Origin of the sequence: Martinezella calliandrae (assembly GCF_030272695.1) — a bacterium.
GTDB lineage: Bacteria > Pseudomonadota > Alphaproteobacteria > Rhizobiales > Rhizobiaceae > Rhizobium > Rhizobium calliandrae.
This window is the reverse complement of the sequence record NZ_JARFYN010000071.1, coordinates 1-17,265: the sequence shown is the minus strand read 5'-3', so window position 1 is coordinate 17,265 and position 17,265 is coordinate 1. Positions and strand designations below refer to the sequence as shown.

Genomic DNA, 17,265 nt, shown 5'->3' with positions numbered 1-17,265 from the left:
TTGTGCGAAGCGTGGCAAAACCGCAAGATCGGTCGAGCGCGTCATGTCTGCGTGCATTTAGTTGGTGCTGCCACGGAGGACAAAACGATGAAGGCAGCGCTTCAAAACTATCATGCCCGGATGCAGCGGGTGCTGGATCACATAGACCGGCATCTCGACGACGATCTGCACCTGGAAATGCTGAGCAACGTCGCAGCCTACTCGAAATATCATCTACATCGGCAGTTCACGGCGACCTTCGGGCTGTCCGTCTATCGCTATGTTCAACTCGCCCGCATGAAGCGCGCTTCCCGATGCCTGGCCTCTAATGGCGCCCAAAGCATCACAGACATAGCGATGGACGCCGGTTACGATGCACCGGATGCTTTCGCCCGTGCCTTTCGGCGACAGCTCGGGCAATCGCCTTCGTCGTTCCGGAAATTTCCCGATTGGGATCCCTGGCTATCGGCCTTCGGTCCGCTCGACAATGTGAGGAGCAAGCTCATGCAGATTATCTTTACCCACGACGACGTGATAATCCACGAGGTTCCCTCCACGCCGGTGGCGGTCATGGAGCATCGGGGCGACCGCGCGACGCTCGAGGCCACCTTCGAGAGGTTCCGTGCCTGGCGCAAGGCAGCCGGCCTATCTCCTGAGACCAGCCCGACCTTCACGGTCTTCCGTTCCGAGCGGACCCCCGCAGTCCCGGCCGACTACGCCATGGACCTGTGTATCGGGACCGATCAGCCGATCGCGCCGGGCGACGCGCAGATGAAGCCCGGCGTGATCCCCGGCGGACGCTGCGCGGTGCTGCGTTACCCTGGCAACACCCAAAATCTCGAGCCCGCCGCACTTTTCCTCTATCGGGACTGGCTTCCGGCCCAGCGGCGAGGAAGCACGCGACTTCCCGATCTATTGCCGACGGCAGCTTTCTCTCATTCCGCAGGTGCCGGCACACGAAGTGGTGGTCGAGCTGTTTTTGCCGCTGAAATAGTGCGCCTGCGACGGCGGCCTGTCCTATCGATGGCAAGAAGCGGACAGGCCGCGATCGACCCAAGCGCGGTCTTTATGGGTTCCCGGCCCAGTTCAACTGCTCGGGCGAAGCTGCTGCTTTGGCAACCGCCAAAGCGAACCTTCACGCAGCCTGAACAACCGCGTTCAGCGGGATTTCCACGTCGATTTCCAGGGTCGAGACGTGCTCGTTGCAATCCATTTTCACTTGCACCTTATCGCCCTCTAGCTGCACGTGCTTTGCTATCACGCCAAGGATTTCCTCCCGCAGCAGCGATACCAAGTCCGAACCCGCCGACGAACGTTCGTGGGCAAGAAGCACTTGCAAGCGTTCTCGAGCCGCCGGTGCGGTTCTTTGTTTGCCGAAAAGACGAAAAATGTTCATGCCGCCCTCCGTCCGAATATCTTGCCGAAAATATTCCGTCTTTCGCCGGGAATCGTGATCGGCAGAACCTCTCCGGTAAGCCGGCGAGCCGCATCGAAATAAGCCATCGCCGGCGCGCTGCGGCTATCGGCCAGCGTGACGGGGGCGCCGATATTGGACGCGCGTAGAACATCCGTGCTTTCCGGAATGATGCCGAGGAGTGGAATGGACAGGATCTCCAGCACATCATCGACCTTGAGCATATCACCCCGCTCGGCGCGGGTAGCGTCGTAACGCGTCAGGAGGAGGTGCTTTTCAATTCGCTCGCCGCGCTCGGCCTTGGCGGTCTTGGCATCCAGCAAGCCAATGATCCGGTCTGAGTCGCGCACCGACGAGACTTCCGGATTGGTGACGACCACCGCCGTGTCCGCATGGCGCATGGCGAGGGTAGCACCGCGTTCTATTCCTGCGGGGCTGTCGCAGATGATCCAATCAAAATGTTGCTTCAAGTCGTTTATGACGCGTTCGACACCCTCGGGCGTCAGGTTGTCCTTGTCCCGGGTTTGCGAGGCCGGCAGCAAGAACAGCGTCTCCAACCTCTTGTCACGGATCAGCGCCTGGGGGAGCTTGGCGTCGCCATGTATGACGTTGATCAGGTCGTAGACGACCCTTCGTTCCGCGCCCATGACAAGGTCGAGATTGCGCAGCCCGACGTCAAAGTCGACGACGACGACCTTATCATTTCTCTGCGCCAGGGCCGCCCCAAGTGCGGCAGTCGAAGTCGTCTTGCCAACCCCGCCCTTGCCTGACGTGACTACGATGACTTTCCCCATCTTGCTCTCCTCTGTCCTGGCCGCTGTCGGCTCAGATAAGTTTCTCTGCCATGATCGCGTCACCTTCGAGCCAGAGCTGGACAGCCTGTCCGCGAAGATTGGGAGCCATGTCTTCCGCCATTTTGTAAATGCCGTCGATTGCGACCAGTTCGGCCTCAAGCTTTCGGCAAAAGATGCGTGCCGAGGCGTTTCCGATCGACCCGGCCATGGCTCGGCCGCGCAAACTGCCATAGATATGAACCGACCCTCCGGCGATGACCTCCGCGCCTGAAGCAACCGATCCGATCACGGTTACGTCGCCTTCCGGGAAGATCACCGACTGACCCGAGCGTACCGGCTCGCGAATGACGATGGATTGCAGTGGCGCTCGTGTCTCGATCGCCGCCGGCCTGCTGCGCACCTCGACGACCGGGTCCTTCACTGGAACCTCGTTTACGGGGACCTCGATATCGGAAACCGGCCGACCGCCTTTGAGCGCGGGAGGCATGCCCGGTCCCAGGATAGAAGGGCGCGCGCCCTCGATACCCATGATGCTGACATTGCGTCGGGCAAGCTCTCCGATCAGGTCCTTCAACTGTGACCGGTCAATCGATAGGTCCGTCAGGTCGAGCACGACCGGCCGTCCCAAAAAGAAACCCGCCGAGCGCGCGGCGAGATCGTCCAACCTGATCAACCAATCTTCGATGGGAAGATCCGGGGAAAGCATGACCGCCAGGAAGGAACGGCCTTTAATGCGGATCGAGCGAGCGTCTGTTAGCACTTTGGTCATCTATATGAAGAATTCGTTGACCTTGTGTACCGCCGCTATGGTTAATAAATAGTTAACGCGATCGAGATCGGACCCAGCGCTGCATCGCCTTGATGATATTTTTATTGTGTAATATCATATACTTGCGAAAACGCTCGGTGACATGTCAGTGTTAAGGAAGGCATTTAAAAATGGGAGCCGCCGGGAGAACTCGCCGCTTTCATTGTTGAAGTCACAGATATCGGAGCGCCGAAAGAGGCGAACTGACCGCCTGGTGCTTGAGACTGAGCAATCGTCTTCCGACTGAGATCATTGATTCGGTAACGCGGCCGGTTTTCCGAATAGAAAACCTTGGACATGAGTCGCGCCAGAAGCGCGGGCTGCATCCAGGTGCTCTTCCGTTTCGATGCCCTCCGCAACGATGATCGGGGCGACGCAGGACGCGAAACCGACAAGATAGTGCAGGCTGTTCTGTCCCTTTTCAGAGATCCGGACATTGCGCACCAGCGAAGGTTCGATCTTGATTATATCAGCGGGGACTGTCAGCAGCCGGGCAGGTGTGGCCATACCTGCTCCGAAGTTGTCGATGGCCACGCGGCAACCAAGCGCGCGAACGGCCGCCAGCCTTTCGACACCCTCGTTCACCAGTGGATAGGTCTCCGTGATTTCAAGTATAAGTCGTGAAGCGAGTTCTGAACGGCGCTCGATTTGACGGAGAATCTGCTTCCAGTGGTCTCGGTCGGATAGATTGGCGGCCGAAATGTTGCATCCGAGCACAAGATCTTGATCCTTGGCCAGCCTCGACAGAACGAGGTCCAGCATGCGTGCATCAAGATCAAAGGAAGCGAGGGAAGATTCCAGATAAGGTGCAAATGTGCTCGCACTGTGAACGACGCCGCGAGCATCCGATATCCGCGCGAAGCACTCCCAATAGAGCACCTCCTCCGGAACATCAATTTGGCTGACCTTTTGTGCGGCAAAACTCAATCCGCGATCGGAAACAGCCTTGGACATAATGGGAAGCGCCTCCAGTGATGCTGTTCTCAGTCACTGTTTTCGACTGTGGGCGGGGGTCGCCAAACCTCTTTATGCGAATTTTCCGGCAATGCAAACGATACAACCGAACGGCACTGCCGGGTCAATTGAATTTCGTATGTTAGTAACTTATAAGTACATCGAATGGGGTAATTGTGTCAAATCCTCAATCACTGCGAGATATTATGCAACCCTGCTTTTCTATTGAAAGCAGTGCCCGCTTCTTTGCCTGAAGCAATCCGTCATCTAAAGCTTACGCAATTCGGCTCTCCAAAATCAGAGCCAAATGCCGCAATCCCGAATGCCACAATCATTGCAAGTTTAGCTGAGCCGGAGGTCGAGGTCGCGATAAAGTTTCTTCAAATTCGGCAGGGATTTTTGTTGCCACGAAATCTCTTTGGAACCACGCACCGTCATGTTCACGTGCGCGCGTTTACGGGCCTCTATCGTCAGTTTCGCAAGCAGGTTTATACCCGACGAGTTCAGAAACTGGAGTCCCGTGAGATCGAGCGTCAGGCGCTCAGGGTTTTTGTCGAGCAGATCCATCGCCAATTGATAGATCGGAGCGTAGGCATCCGATCCCGACAAACGCATGGAACCGTCGAAGAACACAACGTATCCTTCAGTCCAAACGCGAAATGCCTCTCCTCTGATTTCCATGGTCAAACTCAGCCATTTTGAACGGAAGGAACTGGTAGGGAAGCATAGGTCTCAAGATGCGTTCGACCGCTCGGCCGGTTCGCGTCAAAAACCCACGCCAATTCAGCGTCATAGTCACTCATCAGCGTCAGCAAACCAAGACCGGACTCCGTGCCGAACGTCAGCGCGGCGTTCTTCTCAATTTGCCGAATGAGCAGCTCCGCGGGATCATCGGCGGTTATGTGCGCAAGCAGATGCTGAAAACGTGTTGCATTTTCGTTGTCGATAAAATTCGAAACCTTCATCCGAAACCGTTCTCCGTCGATGGAAGCCGAAATATCAATCTCCCCAGACACACGAAACTTCACGGCATTTTCGATGAGTTCATTGGCCACGTAGCCAATGTCATGGCGCACCTGATGGTAGACCTGACGTGAGCGCCTGTAACGCAAAGCCGTTATTTCAGCGATAAAATCGGATGTCATCGAACAATGCGACCAACTCAGATCGAGCGGTCCGTCAAGCAATCGAAGAAAAGTGGCACTACCAGCACTGCTTGTTACAAGATCTGCCAGCCCAAACACGACGACTGCCATGTTATCACCTATGTCTCATTACAACCAGAGTTATGTCATCGTGAATCTTCTGCGACCCAATATAAGTCATGAGATTCTCTAGAATGCCGTTCATCACATCTTGAGCACTGCCTCCATAGAGATCGCGGGCCGATTTACAGAGCCGTTCAATCCCATACAGCTCACCTTGCCTGTTTTCGGCTTCAGTAACCCCGTCCGTATGCAGAACGATCATGTCGCCGCTTCCAAACGTGACATCCCTCGTATCGACAAACTGGGAAATATCTGAATCGAGCCCCACGGGAAGCCCGAGGTCGGCGGTTTCGATGCGCTCGACCTCTCCGCCCTGCCTCACCACAATCAGATCCTCGTGTTGACCAGAAAGCGTCAGCCGCTCCCCGTCATAATCGAGAAAGGCAAGGGTCAAGTGTTTGTCGGTTTTCGTTCGTTCGATATTCTTGTAGATCGTGCGGTTGAGATCATTCAGGAATTTCGCCGGATCGGTCTCTCCCGCCTCCTGCAATGCACGCGCCACGGACTGAACCATCAGCATGAGTACGCCGCTTTCAAGGCCGTGACCGGTAACGTCCCCTATTCCGATCTTCAGCCTCTTTCCATCCTGCAGGATATCATAATAGTCGCCGCCGACCTCGTCGGCGGGGCGCATAAAGGCGGCAATCTCCAGCTGTTCGATGGCCGCCAGTTCGTTTTGGCGCGGCAAGACCATGAGCTGTATCCGTTGCGCGACGGCCAGTTCGGCGCCAAGGCGAATGTTCTCGCTCTTCAATTGCGTATTCAGTACCGAGATTTCCTCTTTCGCCTCGGCAATTTCCTTTGTTCGTTCGTCCACCAGCATTTCGAGGTTTTCGGTATGGAAGCTTATGTCCTCCGCCATGCGATTGAATGCAACGCCGGCCTCGCCGACCTCGTCGCGCGACGCGATATCGACCCTAACCGAATAGTCTTTTGCCTGAATACGCCGCGCGGCACTCGCCAGCGCACTGATGCCGCTTGTGATGCGCTTGGAAACCGCGAACACCGCCGCGGTGACAATCATCAGCGATATGGAGATCGCAAGGATCTGATAGAGAAGAATGCGGTTTGTCGCACGCGATATTTCTTCCTGCGCAGAAAAAAGAGAGGCATAGATTTCCCGCTCCGGCACGACGATACCGAGCGACATCGCTTCCTTTTGAACCGGCCCGGAAACCCAAAGGTTGGTGGGTGCTATCTGTTTGACGACAACGAGGTATGGGATCTTCTCGCCCTGCTCGTCCAGCGAAATATGCTGAATCACGCCATCACGATCCAAAGGGAGCGTCGCCAGCGCCTTCTGCGTGCTGTTGTGGAACGAACGATCAAGTCCGGTCACCCCCTTGTCGCCGGTATCGTTTGAGGAGCGCAGGCCAATGATCTTTTCGCCGGCATGGTTGATGGCGACCACATTGCCATTCGACATGGTCAAGAAGCCGAAGCCGGTATCGGCAACCTTCACGCTCTCGACGATGCCGGCCAGTTGATCCAGCGTGATGTCAGCTCCCGCGATGCCGGCGACGTCCCGGCGGTCGGGGGACCAAAGGGGATTGAAGAAACTGACGATGAGCTTGCCGGTAATGGCGTCGGTATAAGGCGCGGTCTGCGTGATATCGTCCGCGACGGGGCGCGTGGCCGGCTGACGAGCCCACTGTTGCCAGGATTCGTATAGGCCCGGAAAGAAAAAATCCCAGAAATTGGCCTCGTTGTGCCCCGGATACAGGCGGTCAAAGGTCTGCGCCTGAGCGGTGTATGGCACCGTTCTGAAGATCGGCCGTTCTTTGGGCCCGATATAATACATTTGCAGCTTGGAATAGCCGTTCTTCAGCAAGTTCGGCGCAACGAGATCGACAACGGTGCTGGTCTCGATGTCCTTTTCCACATCGGGCAGCGGCTGATGATTTTGGTCGAGCAAATAGCCCCAAACGCTGATCACCGAGGTCGAACCCGGAAGATTCTGAGCCCAATGACCTTTTGGATCGTAGGTAAGCTTGACGGCGCCAGGTTCGGAGCGCGCGAGCGCCTCGCCGATCGCATCATTTCGGTTTGGGTGATCTATCTGCGCCTGCAGAACGCCCGCGAGTGTTTTGACGTCCGAGTGCACCTGATTGAGAAGCAGCCCGACGCGGGCAGCCGTCGAATCCGCATAGGATTGGATATAGTCCTGGCTCGCCCGTTCAAGACCTTGGCCGACTTCGGATGTGGCGTCGCGGGACAATCGCTGCACGTTCCACAGCGCCAATCCACCGCTGACGAGAAGATCAAAAAGGACGGCACCTCCGACGACGAGGACAAATTTGGCTCGAAACGACCAGATACTGGGAATGACAAATCGACCGATTTTCCTGTTCATAGCGGCTTCCGCCCGGAGGCTGCCCATATGGGCCAGCCGGCATAACCCTTCGGATGAAGAGCCGCGAAGATGTGATCTTGGAAGCCCTGGCGGAAACGCTTTATGAACTCCGGCGTGTCACCTCGGCGAACAGACATCTCGCCGGCATAGACGTTCTCCCAGGCGGCGATGACATCTGCGAAATCCTGCGGATCGCCGTCGAGGTTGCTGACCATGAAGCTTTCAATCTCGATGGCCTCGAAGCCCGCATCCCGTAGGAGCCGGCGGCTTTTGGGCCCCATTTCGACATCCATGTCGAAATGGCTAAACAGCGTCGCCACCTCGTTATAGGTCCATTGTATGCTTGCGGCCCGTGGCTCACCAAGACAGTGGGAATTCTTTTCGTTGGTTATGTAGACCCGCCCTCCGGGCTTGCAGATGCGGTAGAGTTCCCTGAGCAGAATATCGGGTCGATTGAAGATTTGCAGCGAGTGGCGACAAGTCACCAGGTCAAATTGATTGTCTTCGAGCAGCATCTCAGATGCGTCGCCGTAGGTGTATTCAATATCGCGGATATCGAAATCGGCAGCGACCTTGCGTGCATATTCGAGACTGCCGGCCGAATGATCGAGCGCCACTATTCTTGCCGGCTTGAACTCCTTGTGGACCAATACGGCAAAATCACCGATCCCGCAGCAAATGTCCGCCATCGCAATGCCAGCCCGCATGCCATGACGCGGCAAAATATCGCGTTCATGGCGCCAGGTCATTTTCGTTTGGGTCCGCAGGATAGGAATGAAACTCTGGTCTTCAACGAAAGTCTGTCCTGGATAAAAATCGGCGTCATATGCTTCGACGGCGATTTTCGGTTCGATAGCACTTAGATGATGGAATGTCCTGGTCGCCCAGCCAACGACACTGGATGTCACGACGACGAAACGAAGATCTCGCCGTGCGCGGCTGGCGTTGACCAATAGGCGCGCCAAGGCGTGGTATGCCGTCGCATTCATATGAATGAGACGCTTAACATTGATGTAGAGCACGCCCCGGACTTGATTGATGCTCTTTTCGAGCAGGGCAGTCGTCTCGGCGATTTCGACAGAAGACAGCGGCCGCAGGATGCCAGAGAGCGAAAACTCCTGACTGTTCAGGTCGAACTGAGCCGAAAACAGTGGAACGGATTCGTGTGAACTCAATTCAGTAATCCCTCCACTGGAATGTCCAAAATCACCGTAAGAGCCCGGCCATCCACATTCTGGAGCGATAGCGATGCATCATAGTTGATCGCCAAACCAAGCAGAATAATGTCCTCCTGAACGGCGTTTTCGTTGGTGAGCGCGTCGAGATATCTTTCCAAAGCACTGCCTCCCAAAGCCTTGGCAGATGCATGACGGTACAGGTGCTGTTGCTCAGGGGCACATGGAAAGGTCAAGGCGATCCTCTCCAAGTGATCCCCTCGGGAAATATCGCAGTGAAGTCGCCCGGGAGTGCTTCCCGAGCGGAAAGAGATCTCAAAAAGCTCGTTCAGCGCAGATGAAAGGAGATTGGCGTGCCGGACAGGATCGCTTCGATCATGACTCACCATGCGTGCAACGTAATTCGACATCTGATTGCAATGGAGCCAATCCGACATGAATATCTCCATTTCCATTTCCAGCTCCAGCATCGGATGAAATGGTAAATCGGTGCGGTCTGTGCTCTTCTCGCTCAATGCCGATCCCCCTGAATTGTCAAATATTCGCGACCGTCCGAGGAACCAGCGTGACTGACCCCTCGAGTTCCCACTGTTTATTTTTCGTGACTGTGCCACCCCGCTTTATCATTGCGCCGGAGAAACTCTTGGACCGAAGATGCAGGCAGAGGCTCGCCAAGGAAATATCCCTGCAAACGATCGCAACCGGCAGCAATCAGCCAAGTGACTTGAGCCTGATCTTCCACGCCTTCGGCGGTGACCTTCATTCCCAGCCCATGGGCCAGCGCAACGACAAAGCGGACGATGGTCTGGCTCTTGGGGTCGCTCGTCAGGTCTTTTATGAAATACTTGTCGATCTTGATGGAGTCGAACGGGAAATTCTTCAAATAGCTCAGAGAAGAATATTCGGTGCCAAAGTCATCAAGCGAGATCTGAATACCGAGGACATTGAGGGTATTCAACGTATCGAGATTATTGATCGTGCGCTCGAGCAAAACACCTTCGGTGATTTCGAGCTCAAGGCGTTCAGCCGGAAATCCGATCGCATCAAGCGTCTGCGATACTCGGTCGGTAAAGCCCCCAGTCAAGAATTCTGCAGGCGAGAGATTGACCGCGACCGTACAGTGTGACGGCCAAGTCATCGCCTGCCGGCAGGCTTCCTCCAACACCCACTGACCGATTTCCGGCATCATTCCATCGGCCTCTGCTACTGGTATGAACGCCGAGGGTGGGATGTTACCCATGATCGGATGCTGCCATCGCAACAAGGCCTCGAAGCCAGTGACAGAACCCGAAGAGTCCACCAACGGCTGATATTCGATAAAAAATTCGCCATGCTGAAGCGCGACACGCAGGCTCCGTCGTAGCAACTCCCTCTGTTCCAAAACCATCATCATGGCCGGCTCAAATGTTCGTGCGCGTCCCCTTCCCTCACTTTTTGCAGCATAAAGAGCGATATCGGCGGCGCGCATCAGCTGGTCCTCCTCATTGCCATCGCGAGGAGCAAGCGCTACGCCGATACTTGCGCCTGAAAACACTGCGATGCCATTCACCACGAATGGCTTTTTAAAAGCGCTTACTAGCGAATCCGCCAACCGCTCCGCCTCTGCCGGCTGATCATTCCGGAGCTGAATGATGGCAAACTCATCACCGGCCAACCGGTAGGCCGTTTCATCCGGTCCCAGAACGTTGCGGATACGTTCGGCGGTTTGCTGCAAGACGATATCGCCTGCGGCATGGCCGAGAGTGTCGTTGATCGACTTGAACTCGTCGAGATCCAACTGCATCAGCGCGATGGCCGTTTTGCCATCTGATAAGGCATCCCGCAGTCGTGCACCGAACTGTCGCCGGTTCGGCAGATCGGTCAAAGCATCATGATTGGCTTCATGCAGCAGCAGCGCTCGATCAGCTTCTTCGGGCGACGGATCCCGCCCAAGCAAGTTCCGCGTTTCAATAACCGCAAATCCATTGGTCGGTCGAAATAGAATGAGATCTGATAATGCCTCGCCAGCTCTTTGGACCTGCAGATTCCGCGGCCATCCAATATTGCTCGTCTGTTCCGCGAATAAATTCATACCCGGATCCTGCAGCTCCGGGTATATTCCAAATAGGGTGGCATGAGAGGTCTTATCGTCGCCGTAGAAAGTCCTGAACCTCTCGGACGACATTATGAGATTGAAATCGCTGTCATAAAACGAAAAAAGCACTTCATGGGCACTACTTGCCGGCAGAGGCATGTCAGACTTGAAAACGCTACTGGCTGCCATTCCGGTCTCCGCCTCATCCTAGGAACTTTCCGGCTTCGTAATCGCTTTCAATTTCCTCTCGTCTCAGGACTTAACGGATCGATACCCCAGATGCTTGCCCGCACAGCATGCATCAAACTGATATTTCGAATATAATGCATAAATAATTTACTAAATTACGAACTTGGGCTGCTGCACTTGCGCGATTTCGAACCGCAATCCCCCTCGCGACCAACGCCGCGTCGACCCGAATATGCAAATTCTCATTTACATTATGCTAATGAAATTAGCGCTGTCAAACGTTCGACCCCTGTTTGCGAAATGCGCGCAAAACAGGCCTTGGTTGCGTATTCGCTTCGATTGACACGCTTCCGCCTTCGTGCGGGGAAACAGAGCGTGCTGTTTCGCAAACGCGCCTTCGGGGTGAAGGGCTACATCTGTAGCGATCACCCAACATCGAATGCCTTAAGCTACGCGCTCGAAGCGGGTACGAATATATTCAATATAGTGCTGGCCCGGTGAGGCAGACTCGACCATCGCCAAAGCTGCCTCTTCCGGAACACCCGCAAAGAGACGTTCTTCGCCGTTCTTGAAGCGAATATAAAGACGGCCGTCGTCAGGATGGAAAAAGACGGATTTGATAATCCGCGACGAAACTTTGAGCTCTTTCATGGTCACCTCGCTTTTGAGGTGGTTGTGCCATCAAAACTACAATATCGAATGAAGTGACCTAGTTAAAAATGGGTAGCGATTCACTAGAAAAATGGAGCGATTCTAGGCCGTTAATCCTCTGACATTTGATGGAAATAGGCCGCCTCAGTCACTCGGCAGTGTGGCAACTGGCGCCGAACCGATGGCGGGTCGGCAGCAGGTCACTGATCGAAACTGAACCCATCGTCGCACTTGAGGAGGCGTGCCAACAGGAGGCCAGCCCGCGAGAGCACACGAGCGTTATCTGTCTTTTGCGAATGTTGCGAGCAGCTCCTCAATTTGAGCAACACTCAAGGTGTTATGCGGCAGCTGGCGCACCATCATGATGAGTTTTGCGGTTTCTTCCAGCTCCTCGGCAGCAAAGACTGCGCCTCTGAGATCAGGCCCCGTGACCACCGGACCATGATTGGCGAGAAGAACGGCGGCAACCTCCCCCTTCAGCGCCCGGATCAGGTCGCCGAGCGCAGGATCCCCCGGCCTCAGATAGCGGAGAAGCTTCACTTGGCCAACGCGCATGACCACATAAGGCGTGATCGGCTCGATGCAATTGTCGGGATCGACGTCGGGGAGGCATGACAAAGCCGTAGCATAGGTCGAATGAAGATGCACGACCGCACCGGTCCCAGCACGTGTCTCGTAGAAGGCCCGATGCAGGAAGATCTCTTTCGACGGCTTGTCGCCGGAGATATGGACACCGTTGCGATCCAGTTTCGAAATCCTGGCCGGATCGAGAAATCCGAGGCAGGAATTCGTGGGGGTGATCAGGATCCCATCCTCGACGGCAACGCTGATATTGCCGGCCGATCCGACCGAATAACCGCGTTCAAACAGCGATTTCGAGAGCAGCACCAATTCCTCTCGAATTTTTACCTCCGTCACCCCAGCCTCCCTTGTTCCGGCAGCTTGCCCTCCATAAGGGCAAGAGCGCGTTCAAAAAAATCCGGCTGTCCGAAATTGCCGGATTTCAACGCCAGGGCCAACGGTGCCCTATTGGTCAATACGGGTACGCCCGGCGCAATCTCCGGTCCGATCGTCAAGGCATCCAAATCCAGCGCCGAGACGACGGCGCCCGATGTCTCGCCGCCGGCCACAACCAGACGTCTGATGCCCCGACTGACAAGCTTTCGGGCAACTGCCGCAAACAAATTGTCCAGATGTTCGGCAACAGTCTCCCGGCCATAGCGCTCCTGCAGGGTTGCGACCTTTTGCGGCGTGTCGGAGGAATAGACGAGTGGCGCTTCCCCAATATGCGCCAGTACGAAATCAGTGACCGCACCGGCATCGAGAGCGCCGTCCATCACCCGTTCCACCGCAATCGCCATCACCGGATGGTGCTGGGCGTGGTGCGCGATCTGCTGCAGCGTCGCCTGCGAACAACTGCCGGCAAGAATTGCCTCCGGTCCTGCAACGCCTTCGAAACCGACGCCTACCGGCCGTGCCAACCTGTCGGCGGTGAAGTTCTTTGCAAGCCCAAGAGCGATGCCCGAACCGCCGGTCAGCAGAGGCATTCCCGCAGCCGCCTCGCCAATCTCCAGAAGGTCTTCGTCCGAGATCGCATCAACAACGACAAGCACCTCGCCTTGACGGGAGGCCTCGTCGAGTGCGTTGCGAATAGCGTTTGCGCCGTTGCGCACGACGCGCCAGGGAACAAAGCCAACCGGCTCCAGGCATTGAAGCCGCAACCACCGTCGCAGGTTACTGTCCGTCATTGGATTCAACGGGTGGGTGCGCAGGCTGGACTCGTTGAGCGGGACGTCGCCCACAAAGAGATTTCCTTGATAAAGCGTTCGACCCGCACCTGGAAACGCCGGGCAAACGATGACGCCTTTCGCACCAAGAGCGGATGCCAACGCCTCCCCCACCGGGCCGATATTGCCTTCCGGGGTTGAATCAAAGGTGGAGCAGTATTTGAACACGATCTGCCGGCACCCCTGCTCCTGGAGCCATGACAAGGCCCGCAGGGATTGCGCGACGGCCTCCGCGGCGGGTATCGAGCGCGTTTTCAAGGCCACGACCCCGGCTTCACAATCGGCCGGTGCGGGCTTGTCAGGAATGCCCAAGAACTGGGTCGTCGAAAGCCCTGCGACTGCGCCGTACCCTTTGGCAATGGTGTTTGCTATATCGCTCGCGCCGGTGAAGTCGTCGGCAATCACACCCAGGAGCATTAAAATTCCTCCGATAGTTCCACGCGCCGCGCGCCCGCGCGACGGCAAGATAGCCCGGCTTGTCACCGCTGTTGAGGGGCTAAGGCAGCAAATTGATGTCCAGCGGGGCGACCTTTGTGGAAAACATATCACCGTCAAGGAAAGTCGCAGGTATTTTAAGGTGTCCGGTACTTCAATCGCGACCGCCGAGGATTTCCGTCAGGGCATCCCCAGGCCTGACGCAGCGCCTGTGCTCGCTCGTGCCCATTAGGCCAGCCAACACCTGAAAAAATTTCAGACCTTGCACCGACGATTTCCGCCTGCTCGAGCTGTCCTAATCAATGGGCGCGCCTGGATGGTCCGGCGGCCCAGACAGAGAGGTGATCCATGGGATCGTTGCAAGGTCAGAATATTGTCGTCGTGGGAGCGAGCCGGGGTGTCGGCCGCTCGATCGCAGAAGCGGCCCTCAGTGAGGGAGCGACGGTGTTGGCGGTGGCGCGCGGGGAACCGGCGCTGGCGCAATTTGCCCGGGAGGCCCCGGGCGTGAAGACGCTCGCGGTCGATGCAACCGTGGACTCCGCGCCTGAAGAAGTCTTTGCCGCGCTGAAGCCGGATGTACTGGTGATCTGCGCAGGCGCTATCCCTCCGGCTGCGCCCGTGCATGAACTAAGCTGGGAGGAGTTCTCCTCAAACTGGGAAACGGACATCAAGGCATCGTTCCTGTTTTGCGGGGCTGCCCTGCGGGGGCCGCTCCAGCCAGGAACCCGGATTGTCTTGATCTCCAGTGGCGCCGCCTTGAGCGGAGGGCCACCGTTTTGCGGCGGCTATGCCGGCGCAAAACGCATGCATATGTTCCTGGCAGGTTACTGTCAAAAGGAATCGGATCGGCTTGAGCTTGGCTTGCATTTCATGGATCTCGCGCCGATGCGCATCATGCCCGACACAGGCGTCGGCAAGGCCGGCGTTGATGGCTTTGCGGCCTATTCCGGCATTAAGCCCGCGGACTTCATCGCGGGCATGACCGACATGCAAACACCGGCCGATGTTGGAAGGGCAGTGGTCAAACTCGTCACCGGAAAATCGCAAGTCGGTTCCTTTGCCGTCAGTGGGCGCGGCCTTGTACCGGCCGCCTGAGGCGCGCGTAATGCAAACCGGAGCCAGAAAGAGGAAATCCTGATGACAGAGGCTCGCGAGCCGGCACGCTGGTCCGGAAGCACGCTATGAGACCCGCGAGGCCGTTCAGCTCGCCTTCGTCGCTGCCATCCACGTTCTGCCGCCCAGGCAGCGAGCCTCCCTGCTGCTTTCGGACGTCCTGGGTTGGTCGGCCGCCGAGACGGCGCAATTGCTGGGCGGGTCGACCGGTTCGATCAACAGCGCGCTGCAGCGGGCCCGCGCAACGCTGGCAGCGCGATATCCTCAGGGACGTCCTGAGTGTCGATGCCAACCGGGCCCCGAAGAAGGCCTGCTACTCGAGCGCTACATGCGAGCCTGGCAGGCCGCCAATCTCGACGGCTTCATCGAACTTTTGCGGGAAGACGCCAGCTATCACATGCCGCCCTGGCGGGAATGGTATCAGGGACGCGAGGCGATCCGCGGTTTCTTCGAAACTGTCTGGGCCAATTTCGGCGGCTTTCGCGCGGTGGCGATCGGAGCCAACGCCCAGCCGGCGGTCGCGGTCTATGCGCGCGGCCATCGTGACCGAAAGTGGCAAGCCCATTCCCTGCATGTGATCGAGCCTGCTGAAGGTGGAATTGCCTCTCTGACGGTCTATGTGCCGCCACTTGGTTCCAAATTGTTTTCGGCCTTCGGCCTGCCGACAGCCTAACTATTCGGCGGCGAGACGTCACTGCACGGGGACTGGACGATGCATCACCCACCGGGTGGCTGAATTTTGTTTAGAAATAACTTATGAACTATAACCATCGTGGCTGCGTTCCTGCATCAGGAGGAATGTCCGATGAAGAATATCGAAAATCGACAGGTCAAACGGCCAGGCCCGCGCGAGCTGGACGTCGAAAAGCATTGCAAGAAACACGGTGTTGACGCCGCCGAAACCAAGAAGCTAGTCAAGCTCTTGGGTCGGCATGCGCCGCTTCACGAGCTACATGCCAACGCTCCGCCGAAACAACCGCGGTGGCGATAATTTTGTGCGAGCTGCCAGCGATACGTGATCCGAATTCAAAGATCGGTTCTGGCACTTTCGCGTGTGTCCGGCTTTGCGCCCGAGAGAACCGGATGCACGAACATTGTCCGAGGTGTATAATGGTGCATGGATAGGCAACTGGTAGAACAACACCTGAGATTAGCAAAGCAGCATGTGGCTCAAGGCCGCAGACATATCATTCGGCAAAAGCAGATCATCTTCGAACTCGCGCAAGGCCAACACGACACCTCGCAAGCCCGCCGGCTCCTGTCCACCTTTGAGGAACTGCAACTAATGCATGTCGCCGAGCGCAATCGCCTCCAAAAGGAGTTGGAGTGGATGAGGCCGTAGGTACGATCGAGCGGAGCACTATGAACAGGCGGAAGAGCGAGACGGGGTAAGGCGCCTCCATCTTGCAACGGCTTAGCCCACTACCCATCTAATGTCGTGAGGGCTGCGAGGCTTGCGCGAAATTAATCGCGTCGAAGCAAGTGCCTCGCTGGACGTATAGCGAGAGCATTGCGAGCGGCTCTGGTGCCCACAGCCTATTTGCGTGATGGGCACTCCCACTACTCCTTATCGTTTAGGCCGGCTGGATAGCCGGCAGAGGATTTCTATTGAACAAACCAATGATCGCTGCCGCGCCCGCGGCGGTGCAGCCGCGCGAGCGCGATGAGGCCGCAAACCGGCCTGACAAGAACTGGAAGCCCTATCCCTGCCTTCTCACACGCCGAGAACTGCAGGACTTGATCGCTGAACAACTCGGCTGACCGGCAACCATTTTACCAACCACGACAAAAAGGGAGAACAGAATGCAAGTGCTAGTGAGAGACAATAATGTCGAGCAGGCAATCAGGGCACTGAAAAGAAAGATGCAGCGCGAAGGTCTGTTTCGGGAGCTGAAGCAGCGGCGAGCCTACGAGAAGCCCTCAGAACGCCGCATTCGGGAAAAAGCGCAGGCAGTCAGCAGATCTCGCAAAGCTGCCCGAAAGAAGATGCAGCGAGAGGGCCTTCTCGCCGCTCCTAAACTAGTTTCCGTCCACAAACGCGGACGGAAACTAAACTAAGATCATCGGCACGATAGACAAACACCGCCGGAGCCGCCTATCAATGCGGCCCCCCACCGTGAAAGGAAGGGTTGGAACATTTCGCTTGCAATCTTAGTGAATCTATGTATATCGATCCAAAATGGAGAGATTTGTGAGCATAGGCGAAGCGGCGGAAGTTTTGGGCGTGTCGATCACGACATTGCGCCGATGGGAAGCTGAAGGCCGTCTGGT

The 17,265-nt window shown here is 56.6% G+C and carries 18 protein-coding genes and 2 pseudogenes; 7 read left to right on the top strand and 13 right to left on the bottom strand.

Features of this window, described 5'->3' with window-relative positions; translation table 11 throughout:
* Window positions 1-87 precede the first annotated feature (87 nt).
* Window positions 88-973, top strand: a pseudogene (locus tag PY650_RS32115) (AraC family transcriptional regulator).
* 141 nt (window positions 974-1,114) lie between these two features.
* Here the strand turns inward: PY650_RS32115 and minE are convergent.
* From minE to otnK, 13 genes are all read right to left on the bottom strand, one after another.
* Entirely contained in the window at window positions 1,115-1,375 is a 261-nt protein-coding gene (gene minE, locus PY650_RS32110; protein ID WP_285866881.1) for a cell division topological specificity factor MinE, read from the bottom strand.
* On the bottom strand, window positions 1,372-2,187 hold the full coding sequence (minD, locus tag PY650_RS32105) for a septum site-determining protein MinD (RefSeq protein WP_285883959.1): 816 nt from the start codon (window positions 2,185-2,187) through the stop codon (window positions 1,372-1,374). Before minD ends, minE begins: the two co-directional genes overlap by 4 nt.
* A 31-nt stretch (window positions 2,188-2,218) precedes the next feature.
* The gene (gene minC, locus PY650_RS32100) at window positions 2,219-2,956 is read right to left on the bottom strand and encodes a septum site-determining protein MinC (protein WP_285883957.1); all 738 of its coding nucleotides are present in this window, start codon (window positions 2,954-2,956) and stop codon (window positions 2,219-2,221) included.
* A gap of 288 nt (window positions 2,957-3,244) precedes the next feature.
* Window positions 3,245-3,949 (bottom strand): EAL domain-containing protein, encoded by a 705-nt coding sequence (locus PY650_RS32095; RefSeq protein WP_285883955.1) that lies wholly within the window; start codon window positions 3,947-3,949, stop codon window positions 3,245-3,247.
* Between the two features lie 342 nt (window positions 3,950-4,291).
* On the bottom strand, window positions 4,292-4,630 hold the full coding sequence (locus tag PY650_RS32090) for a slr1659 superfamily regulator (RefSeq protein WP_285883953.1): 339 nt from the start codon (window positions 4,628-4,630) through the stop codon (window positions 4,292-4,294).
* An 8-nt stretch (window positions 4,631-4,638) separates the two neighbouring features.
* Window positions 4,639-5,205 (bottom strand): slr1658 superfamily regulator, encoded by a 567-nt coding sequence (locus tag PY650_RS32085; RefSeq protein ID WP_285883951.1) that lies wholly within the window; start codon window positions 5,203-5,205, stop codon window positions 4,639-4,641.
* Window positions 5,206-5,209: 4 nt separating this feature from the next.
* The gene (locus tag PY650_RS32080) at window positions 5,210-7,570 is read right to left on the bottom strand and encodes a SpoIIE family protein phosphatase (protein WP_285883949.1); all 2,361 of its coding nucleotides are present in this window, start codon (window positions 7,568-7,570) and stop codon (window positions 5,210-5,212) included.
* Entirely contained in the window at window positions 7,567-8,745 is a 1,179-nt protein-coding gene (locus PY650_RS32075) for a class I SAM-dependent methyltransferase (protein ID WP_285883947.1), read from the bottom strand. The genes PY650_RS32080 and PY650_RS32075 overlap by 4 nt, the downstream gene beginning before the upstream one ends.
* On the bottom strand, window positions 8,742-9,260 hold the full coding sequence (locus tag PY650_RS32070) for a ubiquinone biosynthesis methyltransferase UbiE (protein WP_285883945.1): 519 nt from the start codon (window positions 9,258-9,260) through the stop codon (window positions 8,742-8,744). Before PY650_RS32070 ends, PY650_RS32075 begins: the two co-directional genes overlap by 4 nt.
* Before the next feature lie 77 nt (window positions 9,261-9,337).
* A complete protein-coding gene (locus PY650_RS32065; RefSeq protein ID WP_285883943.1) occupies window positions 9,338-11,008 on the bottom strand; it encodes a putative bifunctional diguanylate cyclase/phosphodiesterase in 1,671 nt (556 codons plus the stop codon).
* A 444-nt stretch (window positions 11,009-11,452) separates the two neighbouring features.
* Complete coding sequence (locus PY650_RS32060; protein ID WP_285883941.1) at window positions 11,453-11,659, bottom strand: KTSC domain-containing protein; 207 nt, start codon at window positions 11,657-11,659, stop codon at window positions 11,453-11,455.
* A gap of 279 nt (window positions 11,660-11,938) precedes the next feature.
* Window positions 11,939-12,577: a 3-oxo-tetronate 4-phosphate decarboxylase gene (gene otnC, locus PY650_RS32055; protein WP_285883939.1), complete on the bottom strand. Its 639-nt coding sequence runs from the start codon at window positions 12,575-12,577 to the stop codon at window positions 11,939-11,941.
* Window positions 12,574-13,863: a 3-oxo-tetronate kinase gene (gene otnK / locus PY650_RS32050; protein WP_285883937.1), complete on the bottom strand. Its 1,290-nt coding sequence runs from the start codon at window positions 13,861-13,863 to the stop codon at window positions 12,574-12,576. Before otnK ends, otnC begins: the two co-directional genes overlap by 4 nt.
* Window positions 13,864-14,229: 366 nt before the next feature.
* Between otnK and PY650_RS32045 the strand changes: the two genes are divergently transcribed.
* The 6 genes and pseudogenes from PY650_RS32045 to PY650_RS32025 form a co-directional block, all read left to right on the top strand.
* Window positions 14,230-14,976 carry an SDR family NAD(P)-dependent oxidoreductase gene (locus PY650_RS32045; protein ID WP_285883935.1) on the top strand — a complete coding sequence of 249 codons (747 nt, stop codon included), beginning with the start codon at window positions 14,230-14,232 and terminating at the stop codon, window positions 14,974-14,976.
* Window positions 14,977-15,049: 73 nt separating this feature from the next.
* Window positions 15,050-15,667 (top strand): annotated as a pseudogene (locus tag PY650_RS32040) (sigma factor-like helix-turn-helix DNA-binding protein); the annotation flags it as partial.
* Between the two features lie 132 nt (window positions 15,668-15,799).
* Complete coding sequence (locus PY650_RS37225; protein ID WP_349644536.1) at window positions 15,800-15,985, top strand: hypothetical protein; 186 nt, start codon at window positions 15,800-15,802, stop codon at window positions 15,983-15,985.
* A gap of 617 nt (window positions 15,986-16,602) precedes the next feature.
* Entirely contained in the window at window positions 16,603-16,755 is a 153-nt protein-coding gene (locus PY650_RS32035) for a hypothetical protein (RefSeq protein ID WP_285884002.1), read from the top strand.
* 42 nt (window positions 16,756-16,797) lie between these two features.
* A complete protein-coding gene (gene rpsU, locus PY650_RS32030; RefSeq protein WP_285883933.1) occupies window positions 16,798-17,052 on the top strand; it encodes a 30S ribosomal protein S21 in 255 nt (84 codons plus the stop codon).
* A gap of 121 nt (window positions 17,053-17,173) precedes the next feature.
* Window positions 17,174-17,265: MerR family DNA-binding transcriptional regulator (locus PY650_RS32025; protein WP_285878933.1), on the top strand; the 92-nt coding region annotated here is incomplete at its 3' end.